The 26,308-nt window shown below is 45.2% G+C and carries 23 protein-coding genes and 1 pseudogene; 15 read left to right on the top strand and 9 right to left on the bottom strand.

The window, feature by feature from the left end; translation table 11 throughout:
- Window positions 1-20: 20 nt before the first annotated feature.
- The 6 genes from vpsG to VOA_RS11015 all read left to right on the top strand — a co-directional run bounded on the left by vpsG (window position 21) and on the right by VOA_RS11015 (window position 5,809).
- A complete protein-coding gene (gene vpsG / locus VOA_RS10990) occupies window positions 21-452 on the top strand; it encodes an exopolysaccharide biosynthesis acetyltransferase VpsG (RefSeq protein WP_000266824.1) in 432 nt (143 codons plus the stop codon).
- A complete protein-coding gene (gene vpsH, locus VOA_RS10995; RefSeq protein WP_000495289.1) occupies window positions 452-1,792 on the top strand; it encodes an exopolysaccharide biosynthesis protein VpsH in 1,341 nt (446 codons plus the stop codon). Before vpsG ends, vpsH begins: the two co-directional genes overlap by 1 nt.
- On the top strand, window positions 1,789-2,865 hold the full coding sequence (gene vpsI, locus VOA_RS11000) for an exopolysaccharide biosynthesis glycosyltransferase VpsI (protein WP_001243148.1): 1,077 nt from the start codon (window positions 1,789-1,791) through the stop codon (window positions 2,863-2,865). The genes vpsH and vpsI overlap by 4 nt, the downstream gene beginning before the upstream one ends.
- A complete protein-coding gene (vpsj, locus tag VOA_RS11005) occupies window positions 2,862-4,049 on the top strand; it encodes an exopolysaccharide biosynthesis protein VpsJ (RefSeq protein WP_000842808.1) in 1,188 nt (395 codons plus the stop codon). The genes vpsI and vpsj overlap by 4 nt, the downstream gene beginning before the upstream one ends.
- The gene (vpsK, locus tag VOA_RS11010) at window positions 4,021-4,785 is read left to right on the top strand and encodes an exopolysaccharide biosynthesis glycosyltransferase VpsK (RefSeq protein WP_032468179.1); all 765 of its coding nucleotides are present in this window, start codon (window positions 4,021-4,023) and stop codon (window positions 4,783-4,785) included. Before vpsj ends, vpsK begins: the two co-directional genes overlap by 29 nt.
- A gap of 232 nt (window positions 4,786-5,017) precedes the next feature.
- Window positions 5,018-5,809, top strand: a complete 792-nt coding sequence (locus VOA_RS11015; protein ID WP_001057218.1) for an RbmA family biofilm matrix protein — start codon at window positions 5,018-5,020, stop codon at window positions 5,807-5,809.
- A gap of 241 nt (window positions 5,810-6,050) precedes the next feature.
- Here the strand turns inward: VOA_RS11015 and VOA_RS11020 are convergent, their stop codons facing one another.
- Window positions 6,051-7,256 carry a glycosyl hydrolase family 28-related protein gene (locus VOA_RS11020; protein ID WP_000990674.1) on the bottom strand — a complete coding sequence of 402 codons (1,206 nt, stop codon included), beginning with the start codon at window positions 7,254-7,256 and terminating at the stop codon, window positions 6,051-6,053.
- Between the two features lie 284 nt (window positions 7,257-7,540).
- Between VOA_RS11020 and VOA_RS11025 the strand changes: the two genes are divergently transcribed.
- Together VOA_RS11025 and VOA_RS19085 are read left to right on the top strand one after the other, a co-directional pair.
- Window positions 7,541-10,414: a beta-prism lectin domain-containing protein gene (locus VOA_RS11025; RefSeq protein ID WP_000203872.1), complete on the top strand. Its 2,874-nt coding sequence runs from the start codon at window positions 7,541-7,543 to the stop codon at window positions 10,412-10,414.
- A gap of 181 nt (window positions 10,415-10,595) precedes the next feature.
- A pseudogene (locus tag VOA_RS19085) lies at window positions 10,596-10,766 on the top strand (transposase); the annotation flags it as partial.
- 174 nt (window positions 10,767-10,940) lie between these two features.
- On the opposite strand, the gene VOA_RS11030 reads toward VOA_RS19085, so the two are convergent.
- Window positions 10,941-12,260, bottom strand: coding sequence for an O-antigen ligase family protein (locus VOA_RS11030; RefSeq protein WP_000200318.1), 1,320 nt, complete (start codon window positions 12,258-12,260; stop codon window positions 10,941-10,943).
- 166 nt (window positions 12,261-12,426) lie between these two features.
- Window positions 12,427-13,032 (bottom strand): hypothetical protein, encoded by a 606-nt coding sequence (locus VOA_RS11035; protein ID WP_000817068.1) that lies wholly within the window; start codon window positions 13,030-13,032, stop codon window positions 12,427-12,429.
- Between the two features lie 488 nt (window positions 13,033-13,520).
- Between VOA_RS11035 and vpsL the strand changes: the two genes are divergently transcribed.
- The 6 genes from vpsL to vpsQ all read left to right on the top strand — a co-directional run bounded on the left by vpsL (window position 13,521) and on the right by vpsQ (window position 20,049).
- Entirely contained in the window at window positions 13,521-14,915 is a 1,395-nt protein-coding gene (vpsL, locus tag VOA_RS11040; protein WP_001208224.1) for an exopolysaccharide biosynthesis glycosyltransferase VpsL, read from the top strand.
- Window positions 14,916-14,994: 79 nt separating this feature from the next.
- Window positions 14,995-16,182 carry an exopolysaccharide biosynthesis beta-barrel protein VpsM gene (gene vpsM / locus VOA_RS11045; protein ID WP_000779387.1) on the top strand — a complete coding sequence of 396 codons (1,188 nt, stop codon included), beginning with the start codon at window positions 14,995-14,997 and terminating at the stop codon, window positions 16,180-16,182.
- A gap of 2 nt (window positions 16,183-16,184) precedes the next feature.
- Complete coding sequence (vpsN, locus tag VOA_RS11050) at window positions 16,185-16,712, top strand: exopolysaccharide export protein VpsN (RefSeq protein WP_083806444.1); 528 nt, start codon at window positions 16,185-16,187, stop codon at window positions 16,710-16,712.
- A gap of 24 nt (window positions 16,713-16,736) precedes the next feature.
- Window positions 16,737-18,947 carry an exopolysaccharide regulatory tyrosine autokinase VpsO gene (vpsO, locus tag VOA_RS11055; protein WP_000130257.1) on the top strand — a complete coding sequence of 737 codons (2,211 nt, stop codon included), beginning with the start codon at window positions 16,737-16,739 and terminating at the stop codon, window positions 18,945-18,947.
- Complete coding sequence (gene vpsP / locus VOA_RS11060; protein WP_001089718.1) at window positions 18,944-19,636, top strand: exopolysaccharide biosynthesis protein VpsP; 693 nt, start codon at window positions 18,944-18,946, stop codon at window positions 19,634-19,636. The genes vpsO and vpsP overlap by 4 nt, the downstream gene beginning before the upstream one ends.
- On the top strand, window positions 19,615-20,049 hold the full coding sequence (vpsQ, locus tag VOA_RS11065) for an exopolysaccharide biosynthesis protein VpsQ (RefSeq protein ID WP_001163371.1): 435 nt from the start codon (window positions 19,615-19,617) through the stop codon (window positions 20,047-20,049). Before vpsP ends, vpsQ begins: the two co-directional genes overlap by 22 nt.
- A 28-nt stretch (window positions 20,050-20,077) precedes the next feature.
- On the opposite strand, the gene VOA_RS11070 is transcribed toward vpsQ, so the two are convergent.
- On the bottom strand, window positions 20,078-20,674 hold the full coding sequence (locus VOA_RS11070; protein WP_000410934.1) for a YitT family protein: 597 nt from the start codon (window positions 20,672-20,674) through the stop codon (window positions 20,078-20,080).
- A 340-nt stretch (window positions 20,675-21,014) separates the two neighbouring features.
- Here VOA_RS11070 and glyA point away from each other — a divergent pair, with 340 nt between their 5' ends.
- Window positions 21,015-22,265 carry a serine hydroxymethyltransferase gene (gene glyA / locus VOA_RS11075; protein ID WP_000919125.1) on the top strand — a complete coding sequence of 417 codons (1,251 nt, stop codon included), beginning with the start codon at window positions 21,015-21,017 and terminating at the stop codon, window positions 22,263-22,265.
- A 125-nt stretch (window positions 22,266-22,390) separates the two neighbouring features.
- On the opposite strand, the gene VOA_RS11080 is transcribed toward glyA, so the two are convergent.
- The 5 genes from VOA_RS11080 to VOA_RS11100 form a co-directional block, all read right to left on the bottom strand.
- Window positions 22,391-22,717: a hypothetical protein gene (locus VOA_RS11080; protein WP_000196754.1), complete on the bottom strand. Its 327-nt coding sequence runs from the start codon at window positions 22,715-22,717 to the stop codon at window positions 22,391-22,393.
- A gap of 205 nt (window positions 22,718-22,922) precedes the next feature.
- The gene (gene lipA / locus VOA_RS11085; RefSeq protein WP_000042596.1) at window positions 22,923-23,888 is read right to left on the bottom strand and encodes a lipoyl synthase; all 966 of its coding nucleotides are present in this window, start codon (window positions 23,886-23,888) and stop codon (window positions 22,923-22,925) included.
- A complete protein-coding gene (gene lipB / locus VOA_RS11090) occupies window positions 23,881-24,534 on the bottom strand; it encodes a lipoyl(octanoyl) transferase LipB (protein WP_000431343.1) in 654 nt (217 codons plus the stop codon). The genes lipA and lipB overlap by 8 nt, the downstream gene beginning before the upstream one ends.
- Window positions 24,535-24,719: 185 nt before the next feature.
- Complete coding sequence (gene ybeD, locus VOA_RS11095; protein WP_000932183.1) at window positions 24,720-24,998, bottom strand: DUF493 family protein YbeD; 279 nt, start codon at window positions 24,996-24,998, stop codon at window positions 24,720-24,722.
- Window positions 24,999-25,130: 132 nt separating this feature from the next.
- A complete protein-coding gene (locus tag VOA_RS11100; protein WP_000748301.1) occupies window positions 25,131-26,306 on the bottom strand; it encodes a serine hydrolase in 1,176 nt (391 codons plus the stop codon).
- Between the last annotated feature and the right edge of the window lie 2 nt (window positions 26,307-26,308).

The raw sequence follows: 26,308 nt of genomic DNA, 5'->3' as shown, positions 1-26,308 counted from the left end.
AAGACAGTAGGAGATAAGAAATGTGGCTGTATCGAATCGGACATTTCTTCCATAAAAATAAAATTCCACTACTCCCTCAGGTGTGTAATGGCTTGATCCGTTTGATTCACAACTGTGCGGTTTATAGCCAGAGTGAAATTGGTCAAGGGACAGTGTTTGGGTATGGCGGGATCGCGGTAGTGATTCATAAGCGCTGCGTGATCGGCAAACAATGTGTGATTGGGAGCAATGTGACCATAGGTGGCCGTTCTCGCTCACAACATGTGCCCGTGATCGGTGACGGTGTATACATCGCGACCGGAGCAAAAATACTGGGCGATATTCGCGTTGGTGATGGCGCTGTTATTGGTGCCAATGCAGTGGTGCTTAGCGATGTTCCCGCTTACTGCGTAGTGGCGGGGGTCCCTGCAAAAGTCATCAAAACAGGCATTAATCCAAAGGACTTTTACTGATGTTTACCAGTTCATTTTATGTCAAAGCGCCAATCTGGCTGCAAAACGTCATGCTCTCTGTGCGAGCGCTTTCGCGCAAAATGGTGAGAGAAAATGGAGAGATGCGAGCGGTACTCGAAGCCATCCAAGCGAATGAGTTTTCGCGCACGCAGTTAGCCAAGTATCAGCAAGAGCAGCTGCAAAACGCGTTAAGCAATGCGTGTGAAAACGTCCCTTTTTATCAGAATTTGCATTTGTCAAAGCTTGAACTGGAAGCCTTTCCCTACTTGGATAAAAGTGATTTACGTCGTGAGCATGAGCAGTTTATTTCCAAGCGCAAGCCTTCAGTTGTGGTGCATGGGGCAACCAGTGGTACCACAGGGACGCCGCTGACCATACTGCAAGACATGCGTTCGGTGATCCGCGAGCAGGCTTTCGTAACCAGACAACTGGCTTGGGCTGGGTATCGTAAAGGCGATAAACGAGCTTGGTTGCGTGGTGATATGGTGGTGCCGCTGAGCCAAAAACAGGGGCCATTTTGGCGCTACTCATGGTTTGAACAGATGATTGTACTTTCCTCATTTCACCTTACCCCACAAGCCATGCCCAGTTACCTCAAAGCTATGATTGATTTTGGGGTTGAAGTAATTCAAGCCTACCCCTCATCGATTGCCGCGTTAGCTCGTTATTTAGAGGCGAAGAAAACCTATTACCCAGTGAAACTGAAATCGATCATCACCTCTTCTGAATCCCTCTCTGAGGAGGATAGACAGGTCATCGAGACACGCTTTGGTTGCAAAGTGTTTGATTGGTATGGGTTATTTGAAAGGGTTGCTGCGATGGGGCAGTGTGAATATGGCCGATACCACCTATTGTCGGATTATTCGCAAGTGGAGTTATTGGACGCCGGTGAAGGACGGTATGAATTGGTGGGAACCAATTTCAATAACCAATACTTCCCTTTGATCCGCTACAAAACTGGCGATCATGTCCACTTATCGGAGAATGAACATTGCCCTTGTGGCCGAGTCTTTCCGGTTATTGAGCGCATTGAAGGGCGTATTGGTGACTATTTGGTTGGGGAAGATGGGCAGAAAGTTCATATCCTGAACCATATTCCTAAAGGGGTGGCGGGTATCATTGCTTGTCAGTTTGTGCAACATCAGCCCGATCACATCGTGGTGAAAGTGGTGGCCGAGGCAGCATTGTTTGATACCAAACAGCAGCAGATCCTGATTGAGCATACTCAAGCTCGTTTGGGAAGACGTATCCGTGTCACGGTGGAAACGGTCGCGGAGCTTGAACGCACCGCCAATGGCAAAATTCGTCAGGCTATTTGTACTCTCAAGGATACGTTGTGAGAAATGCGATCAATTTAATGATAACCACCGATCCAAAAGGACATGGTGGTGTCGCTACCGTGGTTTCAACTTATGCACAATGTGGTTTTCTCGAGGCAAACCGAGTGCGTTTGATCGTGTCACATTCGAGTTTGGACAACGGAGTGAAATGGCGAATGTTGCTGCGTTTTGCATGGGCGATCTTGAGTCTGCTCTACTGTCTTTCTCGTTATCGAGTTGGGCTAGTGCATATCCATATGTCTTCCCGTGGCAGCTATCGCCGCAAAGCATTGCTAGTACGTTTGATTAAAGCACTCGGTGGCAAGGTCATTCTGCATCTGCATGGAGCTGAATTCCCAGATTTTTATCGTGATGAAAGTGATGAGTTGCAGAAGCAACACATTAGACAAACCTTTGCTTTGGTTGATCATGTGCTCGTACTTTCCACACAGTGGCTTAGTTGGTTGCAACAAGTGGTAGGGCGAACAGAAGGGGTCTCCGTATTCTATAACGCGGTCCCCAGCTTGGAATTAGATCGCCATCAAGCCAAGCCAGGACATATTGCCTTTCTTGGCCGCTTAGGGGCTCGCAAAGGCGTAGCCGATCTGATTCAAGCGTTTGCTTTGGTCAAACAGCGTTGCCCCGAGGCGGAGTTGTCACTGGCCGGTGATGGTCAGATTAACATTTACCAGACATTGGCTCGCCAACTGGGGCTAGCGGAATCCGTTCACTGCTTGGGGTGGATTGCCGGCAAAGCGAAACAAGATCTATTGACGCAGACGGATATCTACTGCTTACCCAGTTATAACGAGGGCTTTCCAATGGGGGTAATCGAAGCTATGTCGGCGGAAATTCCTGTCGTGGCCAGTTATGCCGGAGGCATTCCAGATGCGATCACCAATGGAGAGCAAGGACGACTGGTGGAAGCGGGAGATGTGACAGGGCTAGCCCAAGCGTTGGGGGATTTAATTGAACAACGCGCGGAGAACCAACGTTTAGCCAAAGCCGGCAAACAAAAATTTTTGAATCACTTTTCTTTGCAGGCGGTCATGCCGCGTTTGCAAAGCCTTTACGATGAGCTGTTACAACCATGAAGTCGAGTACGATAGCCGATATCAGTCAATCTTTACTGAATAAAGCACGAGCGGAAGAGTTCGCCGGATACGATCCCTTCGATGGCCTAAATTCGAGTTGGTTTTCTTGGCTGCCAGTGAGTAAAGACTCTCTGTTTGGATTGGCTTGGATTCAATTGTTCAAGCGTTCTCCTTTCAACCTTCGTCCGTGGTTTGGTGTCAAAAAAGCGCGTAACCCGAAAGGCATTGCGCTGTTCATTTTAGGTTTGATAGAGCAGTATCGAGTGACTCAGGATACGGCTTTGCTCAGCGAGGCTGAGCAGTTAGCACAATGGCTGATTAGCCAGCGTTGTGATGAGCAAACATGGCATGGTGCGTGTTGGGGGTATCACTTTGACTGGAAAGCGCGAGCTTTCTTTGTTCCGAAAGGAAAGCCGAATGTGATCACCACAGTGTATGTCAGCCGAGCCTTACATCAATTGGGGGGAATACTTGGACGACAAGAGTGGATTGACCTTGCGCGGAGTAGTGGCGAATTTATTACTCGTCATCTGCTGACTGAAAGTGAGAAGGGGGATTTTTTTGCTTATATTCCCGGGGAAACGGCCTTTGTGCATAACGCCAGCCTTTGGGCGGCAGCTTGGCTAGCTGTAGTAGGTAGTGAAACTCAGCGAGCGGACTACACCGAACTTGCGTTGCGTGTTGCCCGAAACAGCGCTCAAGCTCAAGCGGAGGACGGCAGTTGGGCTTATGGCACTCGCCATCATCACGGATTTATTGATGGTTTTCATACAGGTTACAACTTAGAGGCCTTGCACTTGATGCGAACCGTATTAGCCACTTCTGAGTTTGATGTGGTGATTGAACACGGTTTAGCGTTTTACAGACAGCATCTGTTTGAGGTTGATGGTACGGCCAAGTATTACCACAACAATCCTTTTCCATTGGATCCACATTCGGTCTCCCAAGCGGTGATCACGTTACTGAGCATCGGTAATGGTGAGAGTGACAGGGTATTGGCTAAAAAGGTGATTCAACGCGCCATTCAGACCTTGTATCTCCCCGAGCGAGATCAATTTGTTTATCAGCGCAATCCACATTGGGTTAATCGAATTCACTACGCCCGCTGGACTCAGGCGTGGATGTATTTTTCATTCCGGTATTATTTAAGAATCAATGAGGAACATCATCTTGCAACGCATTAATTTTCTCGGTAGCCCAATGGATGTGGCGTCAATGGGTGAAACCGTCGCACTGATCCGTGAGCGGATTTTACGCCAAGATTTTACTCAGCATGTGGTTGTCAACGTGGCTAAGTTAGTCAATATGCGGACTGATCCGGAATTGGCTCAGTCGGTGACGGAGTGTGACATCATCAACATTGATGGTATGGGGGTGGTTTGGGGCGCACGCTTTTTAGGCCATCAAGTTCCAGAACGTGTCGCGGGCGTGGATCTCTTTCTGGAGTTGAATGCCATGGCTGCCCAAGACCAACTCCCAGTCTTTTACCTAGGTGCGAAAGAGGACATTGTTGAAAAAACCGCATCTGTCATGCAGGCCGAGCACCCTCAATTGCTTATAGCGGGATACCATCACGGCTATTTTGGGGATGACGAGCAAGCGATGGTGGAGAAAATTCGTCAGTCGGGGGCCAAGTTACTGTTTGTCGCAATCACTTCGCCGAAGAAAGAGAATTTTATTAACCGCTGGAAAGATGAATTAGGCGTTTCTTTTGTGATGGGGGTCGGTGGCACTTTCGATGTGGTGGCTGGGCATGTTTCACGCGCACCACTTTGGATGCAAAAATCTGGGTTAGAGTGGCTGTATCGAGTATTACAAGAGCCTGGCCGTATGTGGAAACGTTATTTACTTACTAATACAAAATACGCGGGATTATTAATCGTAGAAAAGTTAAAGCGAATAAAAAATCAAGTGAACTAAGGTTTATTTAATTATTTGTATTAGAAATGGTTTGATTGATTTAAATCGAGTGTTCGTTATTAGATACAATATGGTACATTTGTCTTATTTTCGATAACTGAGACGGCTTTCATTAAGGTGTGATGTATTTTCATAAATTATCTATTAGCCTTGGTTCGAAATTGTGTTGTATTCCAACACCCCCACGGATTTATGGCTATTTATCCCCAATATGAAGATGAAGGGAATTATTATGAACATGCGTCACACTTGTTTGACTGCCTCATTATTACTGACTTTTTCAACTGCTTCCTATGCAACGGTTGATTGTGAAACACAGCCTCTTATTTCAGCGAATATCACATTGGATCACAACCAATTGGCGAGTACCGGAGGGTACATTTCAAGCCAGTTGGGCATTGCCAACGAAAGCTGTGAAACGGTTAAGTTTAAATACTGGCTTTCCGTTAAAGGACCTGAAGGTATTTATTTCCCAGCCAAGGCTATTGTTGGGGTTGATACCGCTCAGCAAGAGTCGGATGCACTCACGGATGGCCGCATGTTGAATGTGACTCGCGGCTTCTGGATCCCTGAGTACATGGCGGATGGTAAATACACGGTTTCTCTACAAATTGTGGCAGAAAACGGCGAAATTTTTAAAGCGGAAGAAGACTTTGCAAAAGGGGTAGATCTGAATAGCCTGCCTGAGCTGAATGGTCTGACGGTTGATATACAAAACCAATTTGGTATCAGCAGTGTTGCTAGCACAGGTGGTTTTGTGCCGTTTACTGTTGATTTGAATAACGGCCGTGATAGCGAAGCAAACGTCGAGTTTTGGATGACGGCAGTAGGTCCAGATGGATTGATTATTCCTGTTAACTCAAGAGAGAAATGGGTGATTGGCGCTGGGAATACCTATTCCAAAGTGCGTGGAATTAATTTAGATAAAAGTTATCCTGCTGGTGAATATACCATTAATGCTCAAGTTGTAGACACCGTTTCAGGTGAGCAAGTTGAACAGCTCATGACAGTGGTAAAAAACTAAGTTTGTAAAAGTATTTACTTAACTACCCTAATTGAAAAGGAAAAATCGGGATTCGCGATTTTTCCTTTTTTTATACACATGTTAATGCTTATGCATGATGTTTTTCTGTTTTTAGTACTTTAGTCTTAATTGGGGTTTTGTCTGTAACTTATTGTAAGTTAAGGCGAGTAAGGTTTTTTACTGTGTCGCTTCTGTATAATATTAAAATATTTACGATTTGAATTTATTCATTTGAATTATATCAATCCTTAATATGATGTTGAATGTAATAACTATCACTATAAAGGCTGGTGTTGTTTTTTGTATGAATTGCAAGGCTTTTATTGTCGATAGAAATGAATTGGCTGTAAGGGGTTAATTGATACTGATTGCCTGTGATATTAATGTATTCAAATGAGACAAGATTATCCCGGCTGTTGGTTCTAATAATTGCCTTATATTGATTTTCTATTTCGCTACCAAAGTAAATATTACTAAAGGTATTGCCACTGATTTGGATGTTTTTAATCGGCTGATTGGTTGAACTGTTTTCACTGAAACTTTGTAAGCGGATGCCTTGCTGAATCGTGTCAAAGTTATTACCGACGATTGATATATTTCCCCACTGAATGTTTTTTTCTGTTCTAGAGTTTGGGTAAATGTTTATGGCAAAGCCATTTATGTTAGAAAAGGTGTTTCCAGAATAAAACACATCTGAATAATAACTGACTTCGTTTGAGGTTCCATTGATATTTTCAAAGCGATTGCTAATAACTTTTGCCCCTCTTGTATCGGCTCGAGCTGATAATTTTAATTTACACGCATTGAACAAGTTATTGTCAACGGTAATATCTTGCGTACCTGCCATTTCGGTTCCTGAAGTCGCTTGGGTTGTGGTTACCTGTGCGCAATGCTCAAAGCGATTATGGCTGACTTTGATTGAGTGAGAACCTGGAGGGATAGAGTGGTCTTGGCTTGCAGTGGTAATGCGCAGTGCGGCATCACCAAAGCGGATAAACTGATTTTGCGCGACTAGGGAGCCCTTAGTGCTGCCTAAGTAAACGCCCTGTTCTCCCCACACGGGTTTGAGATCTCCATCATGCAGCCCTTCAAAGCTGAGACCTTGTAGTTTGAGGTTCTGTGTGTAAGTGATATTGAGTAAATATTCTCCAGAAAATGGGTTGCATTTTTTTAATTTACTATTTATTGCACCAACTATTTCAATATCACTTTTCTCTTTCAAATAAAGTGTTTTGCAAATGAGATATTCTCCAGAGGGAATAATTAACAATTCTCCATTGCTTAATTGGTCAAGAGCATTTTGAAATGCGCTGGAGTCATCTTGCCTATCATTTGCGGTAGCACCAAAATCCACAACATTGTGAGAGATCGTCTCTGCGAAAATTTGTGGGCTAAGTATAGCGAGTGAAATAAAAATGTAATACAAGGCGTTATCCTCCGCATTCATCGTGATTTAGTATAACAGCACCAATAAATAGGTAAGGTGAAAAGAGAAAAATACCTTTTGTAGTTCTTTTATTTCTCAACATTGAGATGTCTCATTACTGAGGCGCTAAAATAGGCTTGACGTATTGAAATAATGTCTATGGGTATTGATAATTTCGTCAGGTCGTTATTAGCAATCGACTTTACCAGTTCTAGGTTTAAAAAATAATAACTACACAAATCAACCGGATGCATATTGTTGCTTCTGGCTTAGAAAATTAACACGAAGTAAAGGGAGTCTTACAGATGACATCTCAATATATCGCACTTGCTGTCGGTCTTTTATCGCTAAGTAGTTCTATGGTTCAGGCTACAACGACGGAAGCTGAAGGGTGTATTATCAGTCGCTTGAATGGTGAAAAGTATTGTTTAAAGGCAGGAGAGCGTTCTGGTTACTCTTTGCCTAGCTGGATTTATGCACATCCAGTGGATGTACTGGCACCAAGTGGTATTTCTGTCATGCTCAGTGACTGGGATAACCTTTCTTACAACCGTTTGGCTGTGTTCGATCGCTATACTGGCAACGAAGAGCTTAAGAATGTTAAAGCTTACAACGGTGCGTATTTAGATTTTTCTAAACCACGCTCAATGCGAGTGCTGGCATCTGAAACTTATCCTGAAGCTTGTATTGTGAGCCGCCAAAATGGTGAGCGTTACTGCCTGAAAGACGGCGAGCGTTCTGGCTATTCACTGCCTGCGTACATTTATGGGCATGAAGTGGATGTGGACGCACCACAAGGATTGGGCGTTATGCTCAGTGATTGGGATAATCTTTCTTACAACCGTCTCGCGGTATTTGGGGGGCAAACCCAAAATGAGCAGATGCGTGCAGTGAAAGCGTACAACGGCGAAATTCTCGACTTTTCTAAACCACGTTCAATGCGTGTTGTACCTTATGAAGGCGATAGTTCAGCCCTGAACATGAAGCAGAAATGGTCTTGGCAGGGCGGGTCGTTCTTACCTAATTCGAATCAAGTAATGGTAACGCCTGTTGTGGCGCAACTGAATGACGATAACCGTGACGGTAAGATTGATGAGAAAGACGTTGCTGACCTTGTTGTCGTCACCTTTGAAGGAAATAAATACACCAATGGTGGTTTAGTCCGTGCCTTGAGTGGTGTGGATGGTTCTGAGCTTTGGAACTACGCCAACGGTGGAGTGATTGCTGATGCTCGTTACTCTCCTGCAATCGGTGATTTGGATGGTGATGGTATCGTTGAGATTGTTACAACCAACAATCGTGACCAGTTCATTACGATTCTGGACAACCGCGGCAATATCAAAAAACAGATTCCGACCACCGAAAGCGGTTGGAAAATTGTTGGCGATATTACTTTAGCAGATTTAGACCACGATGGCAGTGTTGAGATTTTGGCTGCAGATGGCGTGTATAACTACCAAAGCGGTTTAGTGTTTAACCATGCTTGGACGCCTTCTTCAATCAATGTCGATGTGGATGCAGACCAACAACAAGAAGTTTTCTCTGGTGGTACGCTGTACCAAAACAACGGCGCTATCAACTGGCAATATCAAGCCAATGATGCGGTGTGGTTCTCTTCTGTAGTCAATTTAGACAATGATCCAGAGCCAGAAATCGTGGCTTCCGTACCTGCCACATTTGCAACGGGTGACAATGCACGCTTTGCGGTATTGGAGCACGATGGCACGATCAAATGGGAAGTGAACAATGCTGCGAACCCAGGCGGTGGCGTACAAGCAATCGCGAACTTCCTTGGTAAAGCAAAAGAGATTGAAACCAGTGAATTTTCAAAAGTTTACGCTTATCAGCCAAATAACAAACCGACTTCGATTGATTTGGCCGTAGATGGAAAAATCTATGTGCGTTCTGGTTATGCAATTGATGCCATCGGTTCTTCAACTTCGAACTTGGTTGGTGGTACTGGCGGTAATCTGAACTCTCCAGTCAATGTGAAAGACATTAAAGCGATCGATCTGACCTGGGGTAAGTATTACTGGGGTGGGTATCATCTGTTAGCGCTCGATTTTAGAATGAACAATGGCAGTGTGGTTTCAATGGGCTCGAAAAACTACGCCTATTCGAAACAAACCGAGCGTTTCACAGTGCCTGCAGGCAGCCGTATCAAAGGGCTGAAAGCGTGGACGGCTGGCTGGCTCTTAGACGGGGTTCAATTTGAGTTGGCTGCACCAAATGGTACTAACGATCTGGATGTGAAAGGGATTGTGTACGCAGGCTACGCTGCAGTAGATATGTACAATGCCCAAGGTGAACGTGTTTGGTCTGTGGCGAACGATGATACCGGCAGCGGCAAAATCGGCGTATCAGCTTATGACTTCGATAACGATGGTATTGATGAAGTTCTCGTTCAAGATCACGCTCGAGTACGTGTGTTAGATGGTAAAACCGGTAAAGAGCGTGCCTCTCTAGCGCACTCAACGGCAACCTTGTGGGAATACCCAGTGGTGGTGGATCTTGAAGGTGATAACAACGCGGAACTGATTGTGGCTGCGAACGATTTCGATCGCCAATACTCGATTAACCATGGTGTTTACGTGTATCAATCAGCGGATAGCGCTAAACCTTGGAAAAACGCGACCCGTATTTGGAACCAACACGCTTTCCATCTGAGTAATATTGAGCAAAATGGTGTGATCCCAACCTTCGAAGAACCTAGTTGGTTGAGCCACAACACTTACCGTACCAGTACGCTGCGTAACGCGGTAGGTGGTGAGTCACCAATCTTCGGTTACTCGAATACGGCGCAGTATCAACGCACGGTAACGGCAGATAATCAGATGTTCCTACGTTCTGGTTTCGCCATCGATGCGATTGGTACTACAACAAGCAACCTCGTTGGTGGACCGGTTCAAGGTACAAACGGTGGAGTATTACGAGCACCGATTGCACTGGACCAACTGCAGTCAGTAGAAGTGACCTCAGGTCTTTATAACTGGGGTGGATATCATGTTGTAGCGATTAAGTTCACCATGAAAAATGGTTCAAGCGTGATGCTGGGTTCTACAAGCTACGCGAGTAATAAAAAAGTTGAGACTTACACCGTGCCACAAGGCAAGCGCATCAAACAAATTAACGTTTGGAGCGCAGGCTGGTTGGTGGAAGGATTCCAGTTCGTCTACTAATCCAAAGTGATAGTTTGAACATTGATAGATCGAAATACCCCGAGCAATCGGGGTATTTTTTTGTCATCCCTAAACGACCGCTTTTAGCGGTGGTGATTATACCTAGGGGCTTTTGCCCGAAAATGCGCCCATGTTAGAAGACAAACTCTTATTCACCATAAGCTAAGAGAATTCAAATAACATGGGCGACTACAGAAGTTCATCACACGTCTATTGGCGTTGCAAATATCATATCGTTTGGACAGCAACATTTCGTTTTAAGATCCTAAAAGGTAATGTAGACAAAGAGCTAAATCGTTCGATCTGCATTTTTGTAAGTATGAAAGATTGTGAGGTTTTGGAGCTCAATGTTTAGCCAGATCATGTCCACTAAGTTGTGATGTTGGCAGCGCTCGTTTATACCGCTCGGATAACCTATCTATGCGCATGGAGATCTCGACCTGCAACTTCAAGTGGCTTAGGTGTACCTACTGTGGCTCGATGCCAAAAGAAAGGAAATGACGTGCACTTCCTTATTTAGCTTTGATTACGCGGTGCGTAAACGAGAATGTTTGGGGGTTGGGAGCGTGCTGCTCCAGTTGGCGAGCAATAAGCAGAAAAGAAAATAAAGGGTTGTAGCCGGTGCTTGTAGGGGGAAATCCACACTCATGTGCTGCAACATTCCGATGATGGCCATTAAGCTTCCTAAACCAATACCGCGCATGGTGGCATTGCTGCGCAACCGAAAGGCGCGAAAGGCTTGCCACACGCAAAACAGCACCATGATGCCAAGTAATCCCGTTGCTACTAAGCCGGATTCAAGGGCAAATTGCACATAATCGTTATGGGCGTGATCGTAAAACAGCGCAACATTACCTTGGTTATAAGCAGGAAACGTAGAGTAGAACGTGCCATTACCAAATCCAGTGAGTGGACGATCTTGAATCGCTTGTAAGGCATAACGAACCACATCATCGCGTGATTCACTTTCTAAACTGGTTTCTACCAACCGCTGACGTACCTTATCTAGCCCAAACCAATGGCTGACCACGAAAGTATCGATGACAAAAAGACTCACGATAAGGATGTAGATGCTCTTCGGTTTATGGCGATAAAACAGCAGTAGCAGTACACATCCAATACTCAAGGCAATAAAGAAGGCCATGTTACCCATTCGGGAACGAGTGAGGACGAGCGCGATCACCATAATCACTAAGCCCAAGCGGATAAAGGCTTTATCTGAGAGAGCAAGTGACATGAGCTTTTTCAGTGTACCTTTCCAACCCAATGAGGTTTGGTGGCTGAGTTGAGCAATCAATAAACCAAAACCGAGGCAAAGGTTGAGCATAAGAAAATTGGCTAAATGATTGTGATAAACAAAGCTACCTGACGCACGTTGGTTTAGGGGCAGAGAAAAAATAGGAGAGCTGTGAAGTTCGAGTAGCAGTACAACACCGGCATAAAATGCTTGGCACACCCCACTGGCTATCATAGTGGTCGCTAACATTTTTACCTTGTGCGGAGTATCAATCACCAAAGAGGCAATCAAGCAAATTTGTAGGTAATGCAGTGATTTGACGGCCGAAATAAGCACAAGCCCAGGGTCTGCGGAAAGGTTCAAGCGTGGCCAACTTTGGAGCCATGACCAGACTGTAAAAAGTGCGACAGGGAGCAAAATGGCTTTCGCACGCTTAATTGCTTGCCACCACTGAGGGGCAGGAATTGCCACTACACAGGCAAGCAGTAAAGCCGCAGCATAGATTTCATTAAGTGACCAAGCCCATGGGCGATTACTACCAAGTGGAATGGGCAACCAAAAAACAAACAGCAAAAAAGCAAAGAAAAGGATTTTTTTAAATGAAGTCATGAGTTCATCTGCTCAAATCAGTGACTTGACTTATCAATTCTAGTCACTGATTTGAGGTTATAAAGGCAAGGGTTATTTTAAGACTCGGGCTAATTCGGTGAGCTATTTCCTTCCTACTTGATGTTGCAGTGGTGTTGGCTACAACGCCAAGCCATTGGGATATCGATCAGTTTGGTGAAGCGGTTCCGCCACCATTACCATTGCCCGTACCAAAGGTATTGGTGGACCCCGGAGCAAGCGCAATCGGAGGTGGTGTAGCAATACCCGCTGCGGTTGGTTGAGCAATGGCTGCTGGGTCAGCACCACCAGCAATGGCTGCAATAAGGATATCGGCTGGGTCCATTAGGCCGGCTTCGGCAATCGCATCCACGATCGCTTGGGCAAGATCTTGCGGTGCACTCTCAATCGCGGCTTGGACAACATCTGAGCGTTGTTCAGGTTGCACACTTTTCACTGCATTCACTGCGGTTTGCACCAACTCAGCCTGCGAAGTTTGCTGGAACAGAGCGGTATAGATTTCTCGCGTTAGCAAAGGGTTCTGGCTAGCGGCAAGTGAAGCAATCTTCAGCGTATTTTGAGGGCACGTTTTCAATAAGTAGGTCAGCGTGTTGATGAGATCGGCCGAGTTTTTTAAATACTCATTAATCACGGTATCGTCACTGCATGAAGCAATATCAAAGGTGGCTGAGGGGGTAATATCCGCAGCGGTGTCTGCCCATACCCATTGACTAGTAAAAAGACTGGCAAATAGTACAAATGAAGCGCGTTTCATAATGTGTTGTGCTCGATGATTATTTATCAATATTTTAACTTAATACGAGAATGATGTTTTTTTAAATTTTATTCTCTTCGCTTTTTATCTCATTTTTGATTCACCAATAAATCTCAAGGTTAATAAATTTATCTCAGTCTTGAAATGGCTATTAAGTGTTAGTTATTTTCGTGTTTGTAATTATCTAATTGAATTTTAAACTAAACTTTAGTTTGTTTTTTCACTGTTGATAGGGTGGTGATATTAGGTTTTTATGGTTTTTTGTTACTTTATCATTTTGATTTTTATTGTTTTTTGATTGTGCTTTTCTTTTGTTTTATGTGCATTGATTTATATGCTTGTTTTTTTGTTTTAGTTTGCCCTAATTTTGTTGCAGTCTTAAATTTGATGCGAAAATTTCTATTGATAAAGATGTAATATGAAAAAAATAATTCATACATTTAAATTATCCTTTGCCAATTGCTTGCACCAAACAGGAGTATCTCGATATGAGGGAAAAAGGCCTAATCCGTATCGGTATTTATCCGGGTAAGTTTTTCTACAGACTGATTGATAGTTTTTTTATATTATTAATCATGTATCTGTCGATTAAGTCTCAACATCAGGTTGTCACCATGGCTTATATTTCGGTGGCCTTGCTTGGTGTTCTTTTTTACTCCTATATTGCTGAAAGTCTGGATATTTACAGTGGTTGGCGTACCGCAAAGCTACGTTCGCTATCTCTGCACACGGCATTTTGCTGGGCGGCTACTATCGCCTGTTTAACCTTGCTAGCCTATTTCTCAAAAACGGGGATTGAATTTTCTCGGCTAGTGGTAGGTACTTGGTTTGTAGGATCTTTTTCGGCGTTGATTCTGTGGCGAGTGTTTGCCTTTGCCACCATTTATTATCTGCATAAAAAAGGGCTGCATACCAAAAATGCGGTCATTATCGGTATGACAGCGCAGGGGCAGGAGCTCGCATCAAGCCTTAATCACAATCCTGAGTTGGGTATAGTGATGCAAGGTTTTTATGATGATCGCGCACCTTCACGCCTTGATGATGCAATTCCTGTATTGGGCAATATTAACGATGCACTCAGCCTTGCGAAAACAGGTCAAGTGCAGAATGTGTATATCGCCTTACCGATGCAAGCTCAGCGTCGTATCAATCAAATTCTGGATGCGTTTTCCGACAGTACCGTCAATACCTACATAGTGCCTGACTTTTTTACGTTTAACTTATTGCACTCACGTTGGTACACGATTGGTGATGTGAACGCTTTCAGTATCTTTGATACGCCGTTTAATGGATTGTTGAACTGGGTGAAGCGCTTTGAAGATTTGGTGCTGAGCAGCCTGATTCTGATGCTGATCAGTCCCGTTTTATTGCTCGTTGCTATTGGCGTCAAACTCAGTTCGCCTGGGCCTGTCATCTTTAAACAAAATCGCTATGGTTTAGATGGTAAACCAATCCAAGTTTGGAAGTTTCGCAGCATGCGAGTGATGGATAATGGCAGTAAGGTGCAGCAGGCCACCAAAGGGGATCCGCGTGTTACTCGATTTGGTGCTTTTATTCGTCGTACATCTTTGGATGAATTACCACAGTTTTTCAACGTACTGCAAGGGACTATGTCCATCGTTGGCCCCAGACCTCATGCCGTGGCACACAATGAGCAATATCGCACCATTGTGAACCGCTACATGCTGCGCCATAAAGTGAAACCAGGCATAACCGGCTGGGCGCAGATCAATGGTTGGCGTGGAGAAACGGACACCGTTGATAAGATGGAAAAGCGAGTACAGTTCGATCTCGACTATATCCATCGTTGGTCATTGTGGTTTGACATCAAAATCGTCTTTCTCACCATCTTCAAAGGTTTTGTCGGAAAGAACGCATATTAAGCAACAGCACTCCCTTCTTGATGAGGAGTGCTACTCTTGAATGGATAGATATTTAAATAAATACGGATAAAAAGAACGGATGAAACTGACTTCTCTTTTGAACGCCAGCGTAGTGACGCTAGTGGCGAGCCATATGCCTTTGGGTATGGCAAAGCTGACCCCAAACCCGATAGAAACCGAATCGGGTATTGCTATTGTGCCTTTTCTAAATCTTTCAACGGGTTATAACGACAACATTGCGAAAGCGGATCAGGGGCTTGATAGCTCGGCATTTTCCATTATTGAACCGGGAGTTGCTCTGCAAATTGAGCCACAAGGCAATAAAACTGAGCTTCGTTATCGGCTTCGTAACGGGACGTATTTTAGCTCCCATCAAGATAACTTTACCGATCATTATCTTGACCTAACCAGTGATTGGGAGCTCAATTCGCGCCATCGTTTAGCCTTGCAGTACAACTTAGCTTTGGCACATGAAGGTCGAGGTGACAACGACACAACCTTAGGTTTGGAATATAACCAATATGACAGTAACACCCTCAATCTAGGGTATGGTTTTGGTTCGACAGAAGCTGTAGGTCGAATTGAAACCAATGTCGGGTGGCAAAACTTTACTTACCAGAACAACCGTAACATCACCCAGTATCAGGACTGGGATGAGCTGCGCTTTAACTCAACCTTTTATTATCAGGCTCTGCCTCGTACATCATTGATTGCCGAAGTGATCGTTAACTCTCGTCGTTACGACACCATTGCACCAGGCTCAAGCAGCAAAGACAACGATCATTATTTTGCCTACCTTGGAACATCTTGGGATGCAACGGGTAAGCTGCAGGGCAACATTAAGTTGGGTTATCAGCAGAAGGATTTTGATGCGCCGAGTCGACGAGATTTCAGCTCCGCCTCTTGGGATATGGATGTGACCTATCTCATTCGTTCCTATTCGGCATTACAACTGGTTACGAATCGCCGTTCGACCGATTCTGATGGTGATGGGGATGCGATTGATGCGGCAACCTATCAAGTCAATTGGTCACACAACTGGGATACACAGTGGGCCACTGAAGCGGCATTAACTCGCTTGAGCGAGGACTACACGGAGTCTGCTCGTCAAGACGACACAACCAGTGCCAGCTTACGTGCCAGTTATGATTTTCGCCGTTGGCTAACTTTTGAATTTGGGCTAGGCCGTGAGAAAAAAGACTCCAACATCAACACGCTTAGCTATAGTCAAAATGTGTATTACCTGACGATCCAAGGAGTCATGTAGGCATTATGAAGTCCTTGTTCTCTTTGTTGTTGTGTTTGTTGTTATTACCGTCTTTGGCAATAGCTAATGATGACTTTTATCGATTGGGCGTTGGCGATCAAATTCGCATTCAAGTCTATGATGAACCCGAACTCTCGGTGGAGACCCGCGTCAGCGACAACGGTACGATTGATTATCCATTCCTTGGCAAAATTCGCTTAAAGGGTAAAACCTTAGAAGAAGTGAAAGTCGCCATCCATGATGGTTTATTAGATGGTTATCTGATCAACCCGAATGTATCTGTTTCCATCCTTGAATATCGTCCTTTCTTTGTGAATGGCCAGGTTATGAAACCGGGGAGTTACCCTTATTATCCAGGGCTGACGGTGAATCAAGCGATCACTATTGCTGGAGGATTCACTGAGCGTGCCTCGAAAACCAACCTGCAGATTTCCAGTAGTGATGATCCACAAGCCAAACCGGTCAAAGTGACCTTATTTAGCAAATTGCAGCCCGGTGACATTTTAACCGTTGCTGAAAGCTTCTTTTAAATCAAGGGTGAAATGGTACACGAGATGACAGATAAACAATTCACTCAGGAAGAAGTGCTGGATATTCGTCAGTATTTTAATGTGTTGCTGAACTATAAGTGGCGAATCTTACTGTTTTCTATCATGGTCACGGCGATCACCTTGCTGGTGGTGCTGTCGATGCGTTCAGAATACACCGCTCGAGCGACGATTTTAATCGAATCGACACAGGCGAAAGCGGTATCGATAGAAGAGGTCTATGGGCTAGATACCAAAAGCCAAGAATACTATCTGACTCAAATTGAGATCCTTAAGTCAGACACCATTGCGGAAGAGGTCATCAAACGCTTGGATCTGGCCAGTAATCCTGAATTTGACCCAGAATCAAGCATGAATGAACGCTCTGGGCTCAGTCAACAGCTATTGGAGTGGATGCCATTCCTAAAAGCGTTCAAGACACAAGATGTGGTGTTGGATCCGGAACAAGAAGAGTACCGTCACAGTCGGCTGGTTCTGTTCAAATTTAAACGTGGAATGAACATTAGTCCAATCCGCAAAACGCAATTGGTCAATATTTACTACACCACGGGAGATCCTAAACTCGCAGCGCAAATTGCCAATGAAATTGCACGTGTGTATATGGACAGTCATTTAGAAGCGAAGCTAGAAGTGGAGTTAAAAGCCAATACTTGGCTTAACACGCGAATGGGAGAATTGCGTGAAAAACTGCGTGAATCAGAGGCAGAACTGCAGGCGTTTTTGAAAGCGGAAGGCTTGGTCGATATTCAAGGTGTAGAGGGCTTGGCTTCTCAAGAATTAGAAGAGCTTACCTCACAGATGAACAAAGCGCGCGATCGACGTGTTGCGGCTGAAACACTGTATTTAGTGGCGAACAGCTACAGCAAAAACGACAGTGATTTAACAGCGTTATCATCCATCCCTGAAATTTCAAACCACCCGACCATTCGGGATTTAAAGGTGGCAGAAGTCGATGCGGAGCGCAAAGTTTCAGAATTCTCCAAACGTTATGGGCCTAAACACCCAAAACTAAAATCGGCCACCGCCCAGTTGGAAGCGGTGCGCAAAAATTTACGCTCAGAATTAAAACAGTTGCTCAACGGCATCAATAATGAGTTACAAGCCGCTAAGCAAGCGGAACGTTCGTTACAAACTGAGTTCAACCAACGCAAGTCTGAATTTCAGACTCTGACGGTAAAAAATGCCAAGTATTCCGAGTTAAAGCGTGAGGTACAGACCAACCGAGAGCTGTTTGATCTGTTCTTGGCTCGCCAAAAAGAGACCAGTGCTTCGGGGGACTTTAATACCACGATTGCTCGCTTTACCGATCAAGCCAATCCGCCTTTAGTTCCAAGTAAACCGAATAAAAAGCTGCTGGTTTTGTTGGCGTTTGTTGCCTCGTTTGGTTTTGCTTGCGTAGTGGCCTTTATTGCCGATGCGATGTCCGATACGTTTGCCGATATCAAACAGGTGGAGAAACAGTTAGCGTTGAGCCTGCTTGGGATCGTGCCCGCCATCAGTAAGCGTCGCGGAAAGCTAGATGCCAAAGCCTATTTTGATGAAGGGCTGCGCGAGTTGACGGAAGCAGTCCGAACTATACGCACCAGTTATCTGCTTGCCCATGTCAATAAAGAGCAGCATGTTGTCATGCTCACTTCAAGTTTGCCTGGGGAGGGTAAAACCACCTCGAGCATTAACTTGGCACTATCGTTAGCACAAATGGAAAAAACCCTGCTGATTGATTGCGATTTACGTAAACCTGCGGTTGCGCATCGTTTCTCGATAGCAGGCTCACAACCGGGAGTCACTAACGTATTGACGGGCACCCGTTTGGAAGAGTGCATCTACCATGATGAACAGTCGGGGCTAGATATTCTTACTGCTGGAGTCTATACCGCTAACCCATTGGAGCTGCTGTCATCGACGGCATTCAGTGAACTATTGGCCGATCTGCGGACACGTTATCAACGGATTGTGATTGATACGCCACCTTGCCTTGCGGTCAGCGACAGTTTTATGTTAGCGCAATATGCGGATTCGGTCATCTTGGTGATTGATGCAAGCCACACCCGAACACCAGTGGTGCGTGAAGTGGTTGGAAAGCTCACTCAACAAGGGACTCGAATTGACGGCGTAATTCTCAATCGTCTGAATGCGAAAATAGCGTCAGGTTACAGTGGTTACTACCATTACCAAGCCTACTATGGTGAAGAAAATAAACCAGGAGCCACAGAGTGAATAGTGTGTGGCAAGCCGGATGGCGAGCTTGCGTTATCGCATCAGTGCTGCTCGTGATCTGTCTGGCTTTCCAGCAAGGGATTGCTTCTTTATACGCTCTGAGTGCTGAAAAAGAGCTACTGACTTGGAATGACACACCAGCCAATATGTCAGCTGTTGAAGAGGCACAATTCGCTATCCAAAAGGCCATTGAGCATAATCCAGCTCATCCGCAGTATACTTTTTTGGCGGGGAGAGTCTGGCAGTGGCAAGCCTACCTAATGAAAGAGGATGCGCAGGACAATGCTTTGAAGAGAGCGAAAGCGTATTATCTCGAAAGTGTTCAACAGCGACCTACGTGGCCTGATAGCTGGGCAGAGCTATTAAAGATTGAGGCTCAATTATCCGAACGTGAAAGCTTAAGCCCAGAGCTTAATGAATATATGGCGATGGCTGCGCATTACGGGCCGTATACCCTAGCGGTGAATATGGCAATTTCACAAGTAGGACTATCGAAATGGTCTTACTGGAATCGTGAGCAGAAGTGGCTCGTTATTGAGCATCTAGCGCGTGGGCTGAATGGGAAAAACAGTCGACACCTTTTGGCTGATTACCTAAAATCGACTCACCAATTTAAACTGGCTTGCACTTTAGCTTCGCGCCGTGAGCCTAAATTAGAGATCCGCATTTGCAACACTGTCTTAAAATAGGCCGCCAAATTTATCAGCAACGCCCAGTTTCAGTGTTGCTGCTTGGTGTGCTGGGGTTATTTACCGTTCTGGCTTCTTGGTTTAAGTCACTGGGTTTTCATGCCGATTATGTGTACCGGATGGAAATCGCGGTTGGTGGTGATACGCACTTGCATAGCTTGCTCGCATTGCTGCTAACGCTTGCGCTGTATCACGTACTGTCAGCCACCAGTCACAGTTATAAAATCGTTGTTCTCACCGGTGTATTGATTGCGATTGGCTGCCTTGTCGATGAAGGAATGCAGGCTTTTTCGCCTTTGCGCACTTTTTCTATCATGGATATTTTGGCTAGCCTCATCGGCGTGACCCTCGCTAGCTTAATGAATACCTTTTTGGCTGGTGTGAAGCAACGCAAGCGAAAAAGAGCTCGTTAAGCCCTTCTTCGCCGTGAGTAAGATAACGTCAGTAAATGACGCGATAGCGGCTCGGTTTATGATTCATTGCCAACACGAGGTTGAGTAAAAAGGCTCCAAGGATAGAAAGACCGATCGTCAACGGTGATACAAAGAAGAACGAAGCAAGTAGGATCAAGCCATCAATTGCCATCTGGCTTTTACCTACCGAGATGCCAAATCTATCCTGAATAAACAAACACAACACGTTAAAGCCGCCTAAGCTTGAACGGTGGCGAAACAAAATCAGCATTCCCAAACCCATCAATACCCCACCGGCTACTGCGCAATAGACCACATTCACTTTCTCAAGCGTTATCAACATCGCGAGATGATCAGCAAATAGCGAGACTAAAGCACCTGAAATTGCACTATTAAATGCAAAACGGGCTCCAAAACGTTTCCAAGCGAGCAAGTAGAATGGGCAGTTAGAGAGAAAATAGAGCACGCCAAAGGTCAGTGGTAAAAATTGGGTCATTAACAGTGCTAAGCCGGTGGTTCCCCCCGTCAATAAGTGCCCAGCTTGTAGAAAATAGACGCCTTGTGCGACCAGAAATGTCCCAGTCAGAATCGCGATCCAATCTTCTTTGTGTGAATGTTTTTCCATAAATAAGGTTATCAAGGAAGAGAATGGCGCGGATGTTAATGAAAAGTCGATATTTTCGGTAGCTAGGGAGGAAAAATTGAGGTAAACCTATGTCACATCCGCTTTACAGGGTGTAAAGCAAAAAATTGACAGTTTTGTCGTTTAGACGCCACTTCTATCGTCAAGATGAAAGCTGTCTTCATGGTTATGAAAAAACTGCATGATAAATTCGTGAATTTGGGCTTTATGATAAAGATCAAATTATGTAGAATGCGCGCCATAAAGTGATGACGAAAACGTTTGCGTAGAGTCATTGTGTGGTTTTTTTGCAATTTCAGTCAATCTGAGTCAGGAGATACAGATGCTTAAGCGTGATATGAACATCGCCGATTACGATCCGGAGCTATACGCTGCCATTCAGGAAGAGACGCTTCGTCAAGAAGAACATATTGAACTTATTGCTTCAGAAAACTACACCAGCCCGCGTGTAATGCAAGCACAAGGTTCTCAACTAACCAACAAGTACGCAGAAGGTTACCCTGGTAAGCGTTACTACGGTGGTTGTGAGTTCGTGGACAAAGCTGAAGCTCTGGCTATTGACCGTGCTTGCCAACTGTTTGACTGTGAATATGCGAACGTTCAGCCTCACTCAGGCTCTCAAGCCAACAGTGCAGTGTACATGGCACTGCTTAATCCTGGTGATACCGTTCTGGGTATGAGCCTTGCACACGGTGGTCACTTGACTCATGGCTCTCCAGTAAACTTCTCTGGTAAACACTACAAAGTGATCCCTTACGGCATTGATGAAGCGGGCCAAATCAACTACGACGAAATGGAAGCGTTGGCCTTTGAGCATAAGCCAAAGATGATCATCGGTGGTTTCTCTGCCTATTCACAAATTGTTGATTGGAAACGTATGCGTGAAATCGCCGACAAAGTAGGTGCTTACCTATTTGTCGATATGGCACACGTTGCGGGTTTGATTGCGGCTGGTGTTTATCCAAGCCCAGTGCCTTTCGCACACGTTGTGACTACGACTACGCACAAAACTCTGGCTGGCCCACGTGGTGGTTTGATCCTGTCAAACGCTGGCGAAGAGATGTACAAGAAACTGAACTCAGCGGTGTTCCCTGGTGGCCAAGGCGGCCCTTTGATGCATGTGATTGCGGCTAAAGCCGTTGCGTTCAAAGAAGCGATGGAGCCTGAGTTCAAAGCTTACCAAGCACGTGTTGTGCAAAATGCGAAGGCTATGGTGGCACAGTTCCAAGAGCGTGGTTACAAGATCGTGTCTAACAGCACTGAGAACCACCTCTTCTTGGTCGATCTCATTGATAAAGACATCACAGGTAAAGATGCGGATGCGGCACTCGGTGCAGCAAACATCACAGTGAACAAGAACTCAGTACCTAACGATCCTCGTAGCCCATTTGTGACTTCTGGTATTCGTGTGGGTACGCCGGCGATCACTCGTCGTGGTTTCACTGAGCAAGATGCAAAAGATCTCGCTAACTGGATGTGTGATGTTCTAGACAACATCAACGACCAAGGTGTTATCGAAGCGACTAAGCAAAAAGTATTGACGATCTGTCAACGCCTACCTGTGTACGCGTAAGCACGCAGACCTGAACAACGTGAAGTTGCAACCCACGGGTTGCAACTTCAGCCAGAAGGGTAGTAGTGATAAAAAAAGCCTGCGATATTCGCAGGCTTTTTATTGGAATATGGTTTAGTGACCGCTTACTTACTCACGCTGATCATCGTGCCGGATTTGCACTTGAACATGTAGTACTTGTTGCTTTCGGTAAATTTACCCAGACCTTCCCCATCACAGTAATCCACGTTGATATCGCGCATGATGTCGAGGGTTTTCTCGGTTTTTAGAGCAAACTTCGCGCCATCGGCACATACGATACGCACTTGACCATCATCACTGACTGAGTAAATGTTTACTTCGGTATTACAGAGTTCAAAAGACGCTTCGCGGTAGTTATCTTGCTGGGTATTGGATGAACAGCCAGCCAACAGCGCTGCCACGGTAAGAGCGAATAAGCCGATACGAGTCATTATTGTTTTCCTTGTAGTCAGTTTTCACTCAACAGCGCGTTCAAGTTTGTGAGCGAAAAATAATCGAAACTTAGCGTAAGCCTATAGAACCCAAGCGCAGGATTCAAGGTTAAAGAACCGATATGGTGAGATTATGATGCAGGATCTCATCTCAGCTAAAGTATCAAGCCAGCGCATTGGCTGGCTTGATAGGGAGTATATGGGTTTATTTGACTTCTAAACCTTTGGCCTGCAAGTCAGCATGATAAGAAGAGCGCACAAAAGGACCACAAGCAGCATGAGTAAAGCCGAGTTCTAGCGCGATCTCTTTCAGCTCATCAAACTCTGCTGGTGGCACGTAACGCTCAACCGGTAAGTGGTGACGGCTTGGAGCCAAATATTGGCCAAGAGTTAGCATAGTTACGCCGTGTGCGCGCAGATCTTTCAGCACTTCGACGATTTCTTCTTTAGTTTCGCCTAAGCCCATCATCAAGCCAGACTTAGTTGGCACCTCTGGGTGCTGCTCTTTGAATTGACGCAGCAGTTCTAAAGACCACTTGTAGTTTGCACCCGGGCGTACTTTGCGGTACAGGCGCGGTGCCGTTTCCAAGTTATGGTTGAACACATCGGGTGGATTGTCTTTCAGAGCTTCTAGCGCTACTTCCATACGACCACGGAAATCGGGTACCAGAGTTTCGATTCTGATGCTCGGATTTAAAGCGCGGATCTCACGGTTACAGTCAGCGAAATGTTGCGCGCCACCATCACGTAGGTCATCTCGGTCAACCGAGGTAATAACCACGTACTTGAGCTTCATATCATGAATGGTTTGTGCGAGCTTCTTCGGTTCTTCCGCTTCAGGCGCATTCGGACGACCATGGGCCACATCACAGAACGGGCAACGACGAGTACAGATGGCACCTAAGATCATAAAGGTTGCCGTGCCGTGGTTAAAACACTCTGCCAAGTTAGGGCAAGAAGCTTCTTCACAGACAGAGTGAAGGTTGTTTTTACGCATGGCGGCTTTGATGTCTTGAATACGCTGGCTATCGGCTGGAAGTTTGATCTTCATCCATTCTGGTTTGCGCAGAACTTCTTTCTGCTCTGCTGGCATATTTTTTACCGGAATCAAGGCCATTTTATCGGCATCGCGGTACTTAACGCCGCGTTCCATCTGAATTGGTTTACTCATGATTGTATGCTTCTGTGCTGAATTCGACTTGCTCGTAGTCCAGTAGGGTAACGAGTTCTTGGATTAATGTTTGTTCAACCTGTTCCATCCCAATTGGGCTGTATAAATCGCTCAATTGAACCATTTCCATTCCAGCATAACCGCAAGGATTGATGCGCAAGAAAGGAGCCAAGTCCATCTGAATATTGAGTGCTAGCCCGTGGAAAGAGCATCCTTTACGGATACGCAGACCGAGAGAACAGATTTTTTTATTCTGTACGTAAACACCTGGTGCGTCAGGTCTTGCGGCGGAGTCAATCTGGTAGTGTTTTAAAGTATGAATGACTATGTTTTCAATATGAGTGACGAGCTCTCGTACACCAAGGTGCTTACGTCGTAGATCAATTAAAAAATATGCCACTAACTGACCGGGGCCATGGTAGGTCACTTGTCCCCCCCGATCACTTTGCACGACAGGAATATCTCCAGTATTGAGGAGATGCTCAGCTTTGCCTGCTTGCCCTTGGGTAAATACAGGGTTGTGTTCGACAAGCCACACTTCATCACGTGTCGTAGAATCACGTTGATCAGTGAATTGATGCATTGCCTGCCAAACCGGAGTGTAGTCCTGTCTACCAAGGCGTCTCACCAATAGCTGGTTTTCCATTCTTGTCATCCGCCAGAGATATATAAAGTTTTTCGATTATAAACTGCTTGCCAATAATGAACTACACATGTGGGGGAACTTTTTGACCTTGATAACAAGGTGGGTTTATTAATTTTATGAAAAATAAAGGAAAAGCAGCCTAAGCTGCTTTCAAAAAAATTTTAATATATAAAAAAACTGCGTATTTACAGTACCATTCGCACGATATCGATTTCACCTAACTCTTTATAGAGAATTTCAACTTGCTCAATTGAGGTCGCGTTAATCGTGACAGAAACGGCGTGGTAGTTTCCTTTTGCGCTTGGTTTTACTCGTGGGCTGTAGTTGCCTGGAGCATGACGCTGAATCACTTCCAATACCCGTTCTGGTAGCTCAGGCTTAGCATATCCCATCACTTTGTAAGTAAAGGAACATGGGAATTCGAGCAGATCTTTTAATTTTGCATCAGAGTTGATGTTCAGCATGGGGACACTCCAGTTTGAGCATTGGAAAAACGGGACGAAATACTACAGCCATTCGGCTAGGATCTCAAGTCAACAAAAAAGCCGCTTTATGCGGCTTTGGCAGTCGTATGTATTGATTGAGTATGGTTTTAATTAGAACCAGCTTTTGAACAGCAGAACTAGGTAATCCCACAGACGGCTGAATAGGCTACCTTCTTGAATATCTTCCAGTGCCATTAATGGGTATTGAGCAATGTCATTACCGGCCAGTTGATAGTAAAGCGTACCAACCACATCACCTTTTTTCAGCGGTGCTTTCAGCTCTTTCTCTAGTACAAAGCTTGCCGTGAGATCTTTCGCTTGGCCACGCGGTAATGTCACGTAAGTGTCTTTATCTACGCCTAGAGCAATAGTATCTTTGTCGCCCATCCAGATGGTTTCATTAACGAAAGTTTCGCCTGCTTTATGTGGAGCCACAGTTTCAAAGAAACGGAAGCCGTAGCTCAGGAGTTTTTTGCTTTCGGCTTTACGTGCGTTTTCGTTATCAGTCCCCATGACGACAGCAACCAAACGCATGTTGCCTTCTGTTGCAGAGCTAACGAGGTTATAACCAGCGCCGCTAGTGTGTCCGGTTTTGATACCATCCACATTCATGCTTTTATCCCAAAGCAAACCGTTACGGTTGTATTGGGTGATGCCGTTATAAGTGAACTTTTGCTCAGAGTAAATCGCATACTCTTCAGGGACATCACGGATTAATGCTTGACCAAGCAAAGCTAGGTCGTATGGCGTTGAGTATAAATCGGGATTATCTAAGCCATGTGAGTTGGTAAAGTGCGAATTTTTCATGCCGAGCGAGCTTGCCCAAGCGTTCATCAAATCCACAAATGCATCTTCCGTTCCTGCCACATGCTCTGCCATTGCCACACACGCATCATTACCTGATTGGATGATGATGCCGCGGTTAAGATCACTCACTTTTACCGTTGTGCCGACTTCAACGAACATCTTTGATGAATCTGGGAAATTTTTTGCCCAAGCATTTTTACTGATGACGACATCATCGTTAAGCGAGATGTTGCCACGTTTCACTTCTTGGCCGATCACATAACTGGTCATCATTTTGGTTAAGCTGGCAGGAGAGAGTTTAGTATTCATCTCTTTTTCGGCCAAAACTTTCCCTGAATGGTAATCCATCAATACGTAACCTTTAGCTGCGATTTGTGGAGCGTCTGGAGTCACGATAGGAGAGGCAAAAGCAGTGCTGCTTAGCGTGAGAGAAAGCGTAACTGAAGACGCTAACACGGATTTTAGGATTGATTTTTTCATGG

The organism is Vibrio sp. RC586, assembly GCF_000176715.1.
Classification (GTDB): domain Bacteria; phylum Pseudomonadota; class Gammaproteobacteria; order Enterobacterales; family Vibrionaceae; genus Vibrio.
The sequence above is the reverse complement of the archived record's forward strand: the minus strand, read 5'-3'. Positions and strand labels throughout refer to the sequence as shown.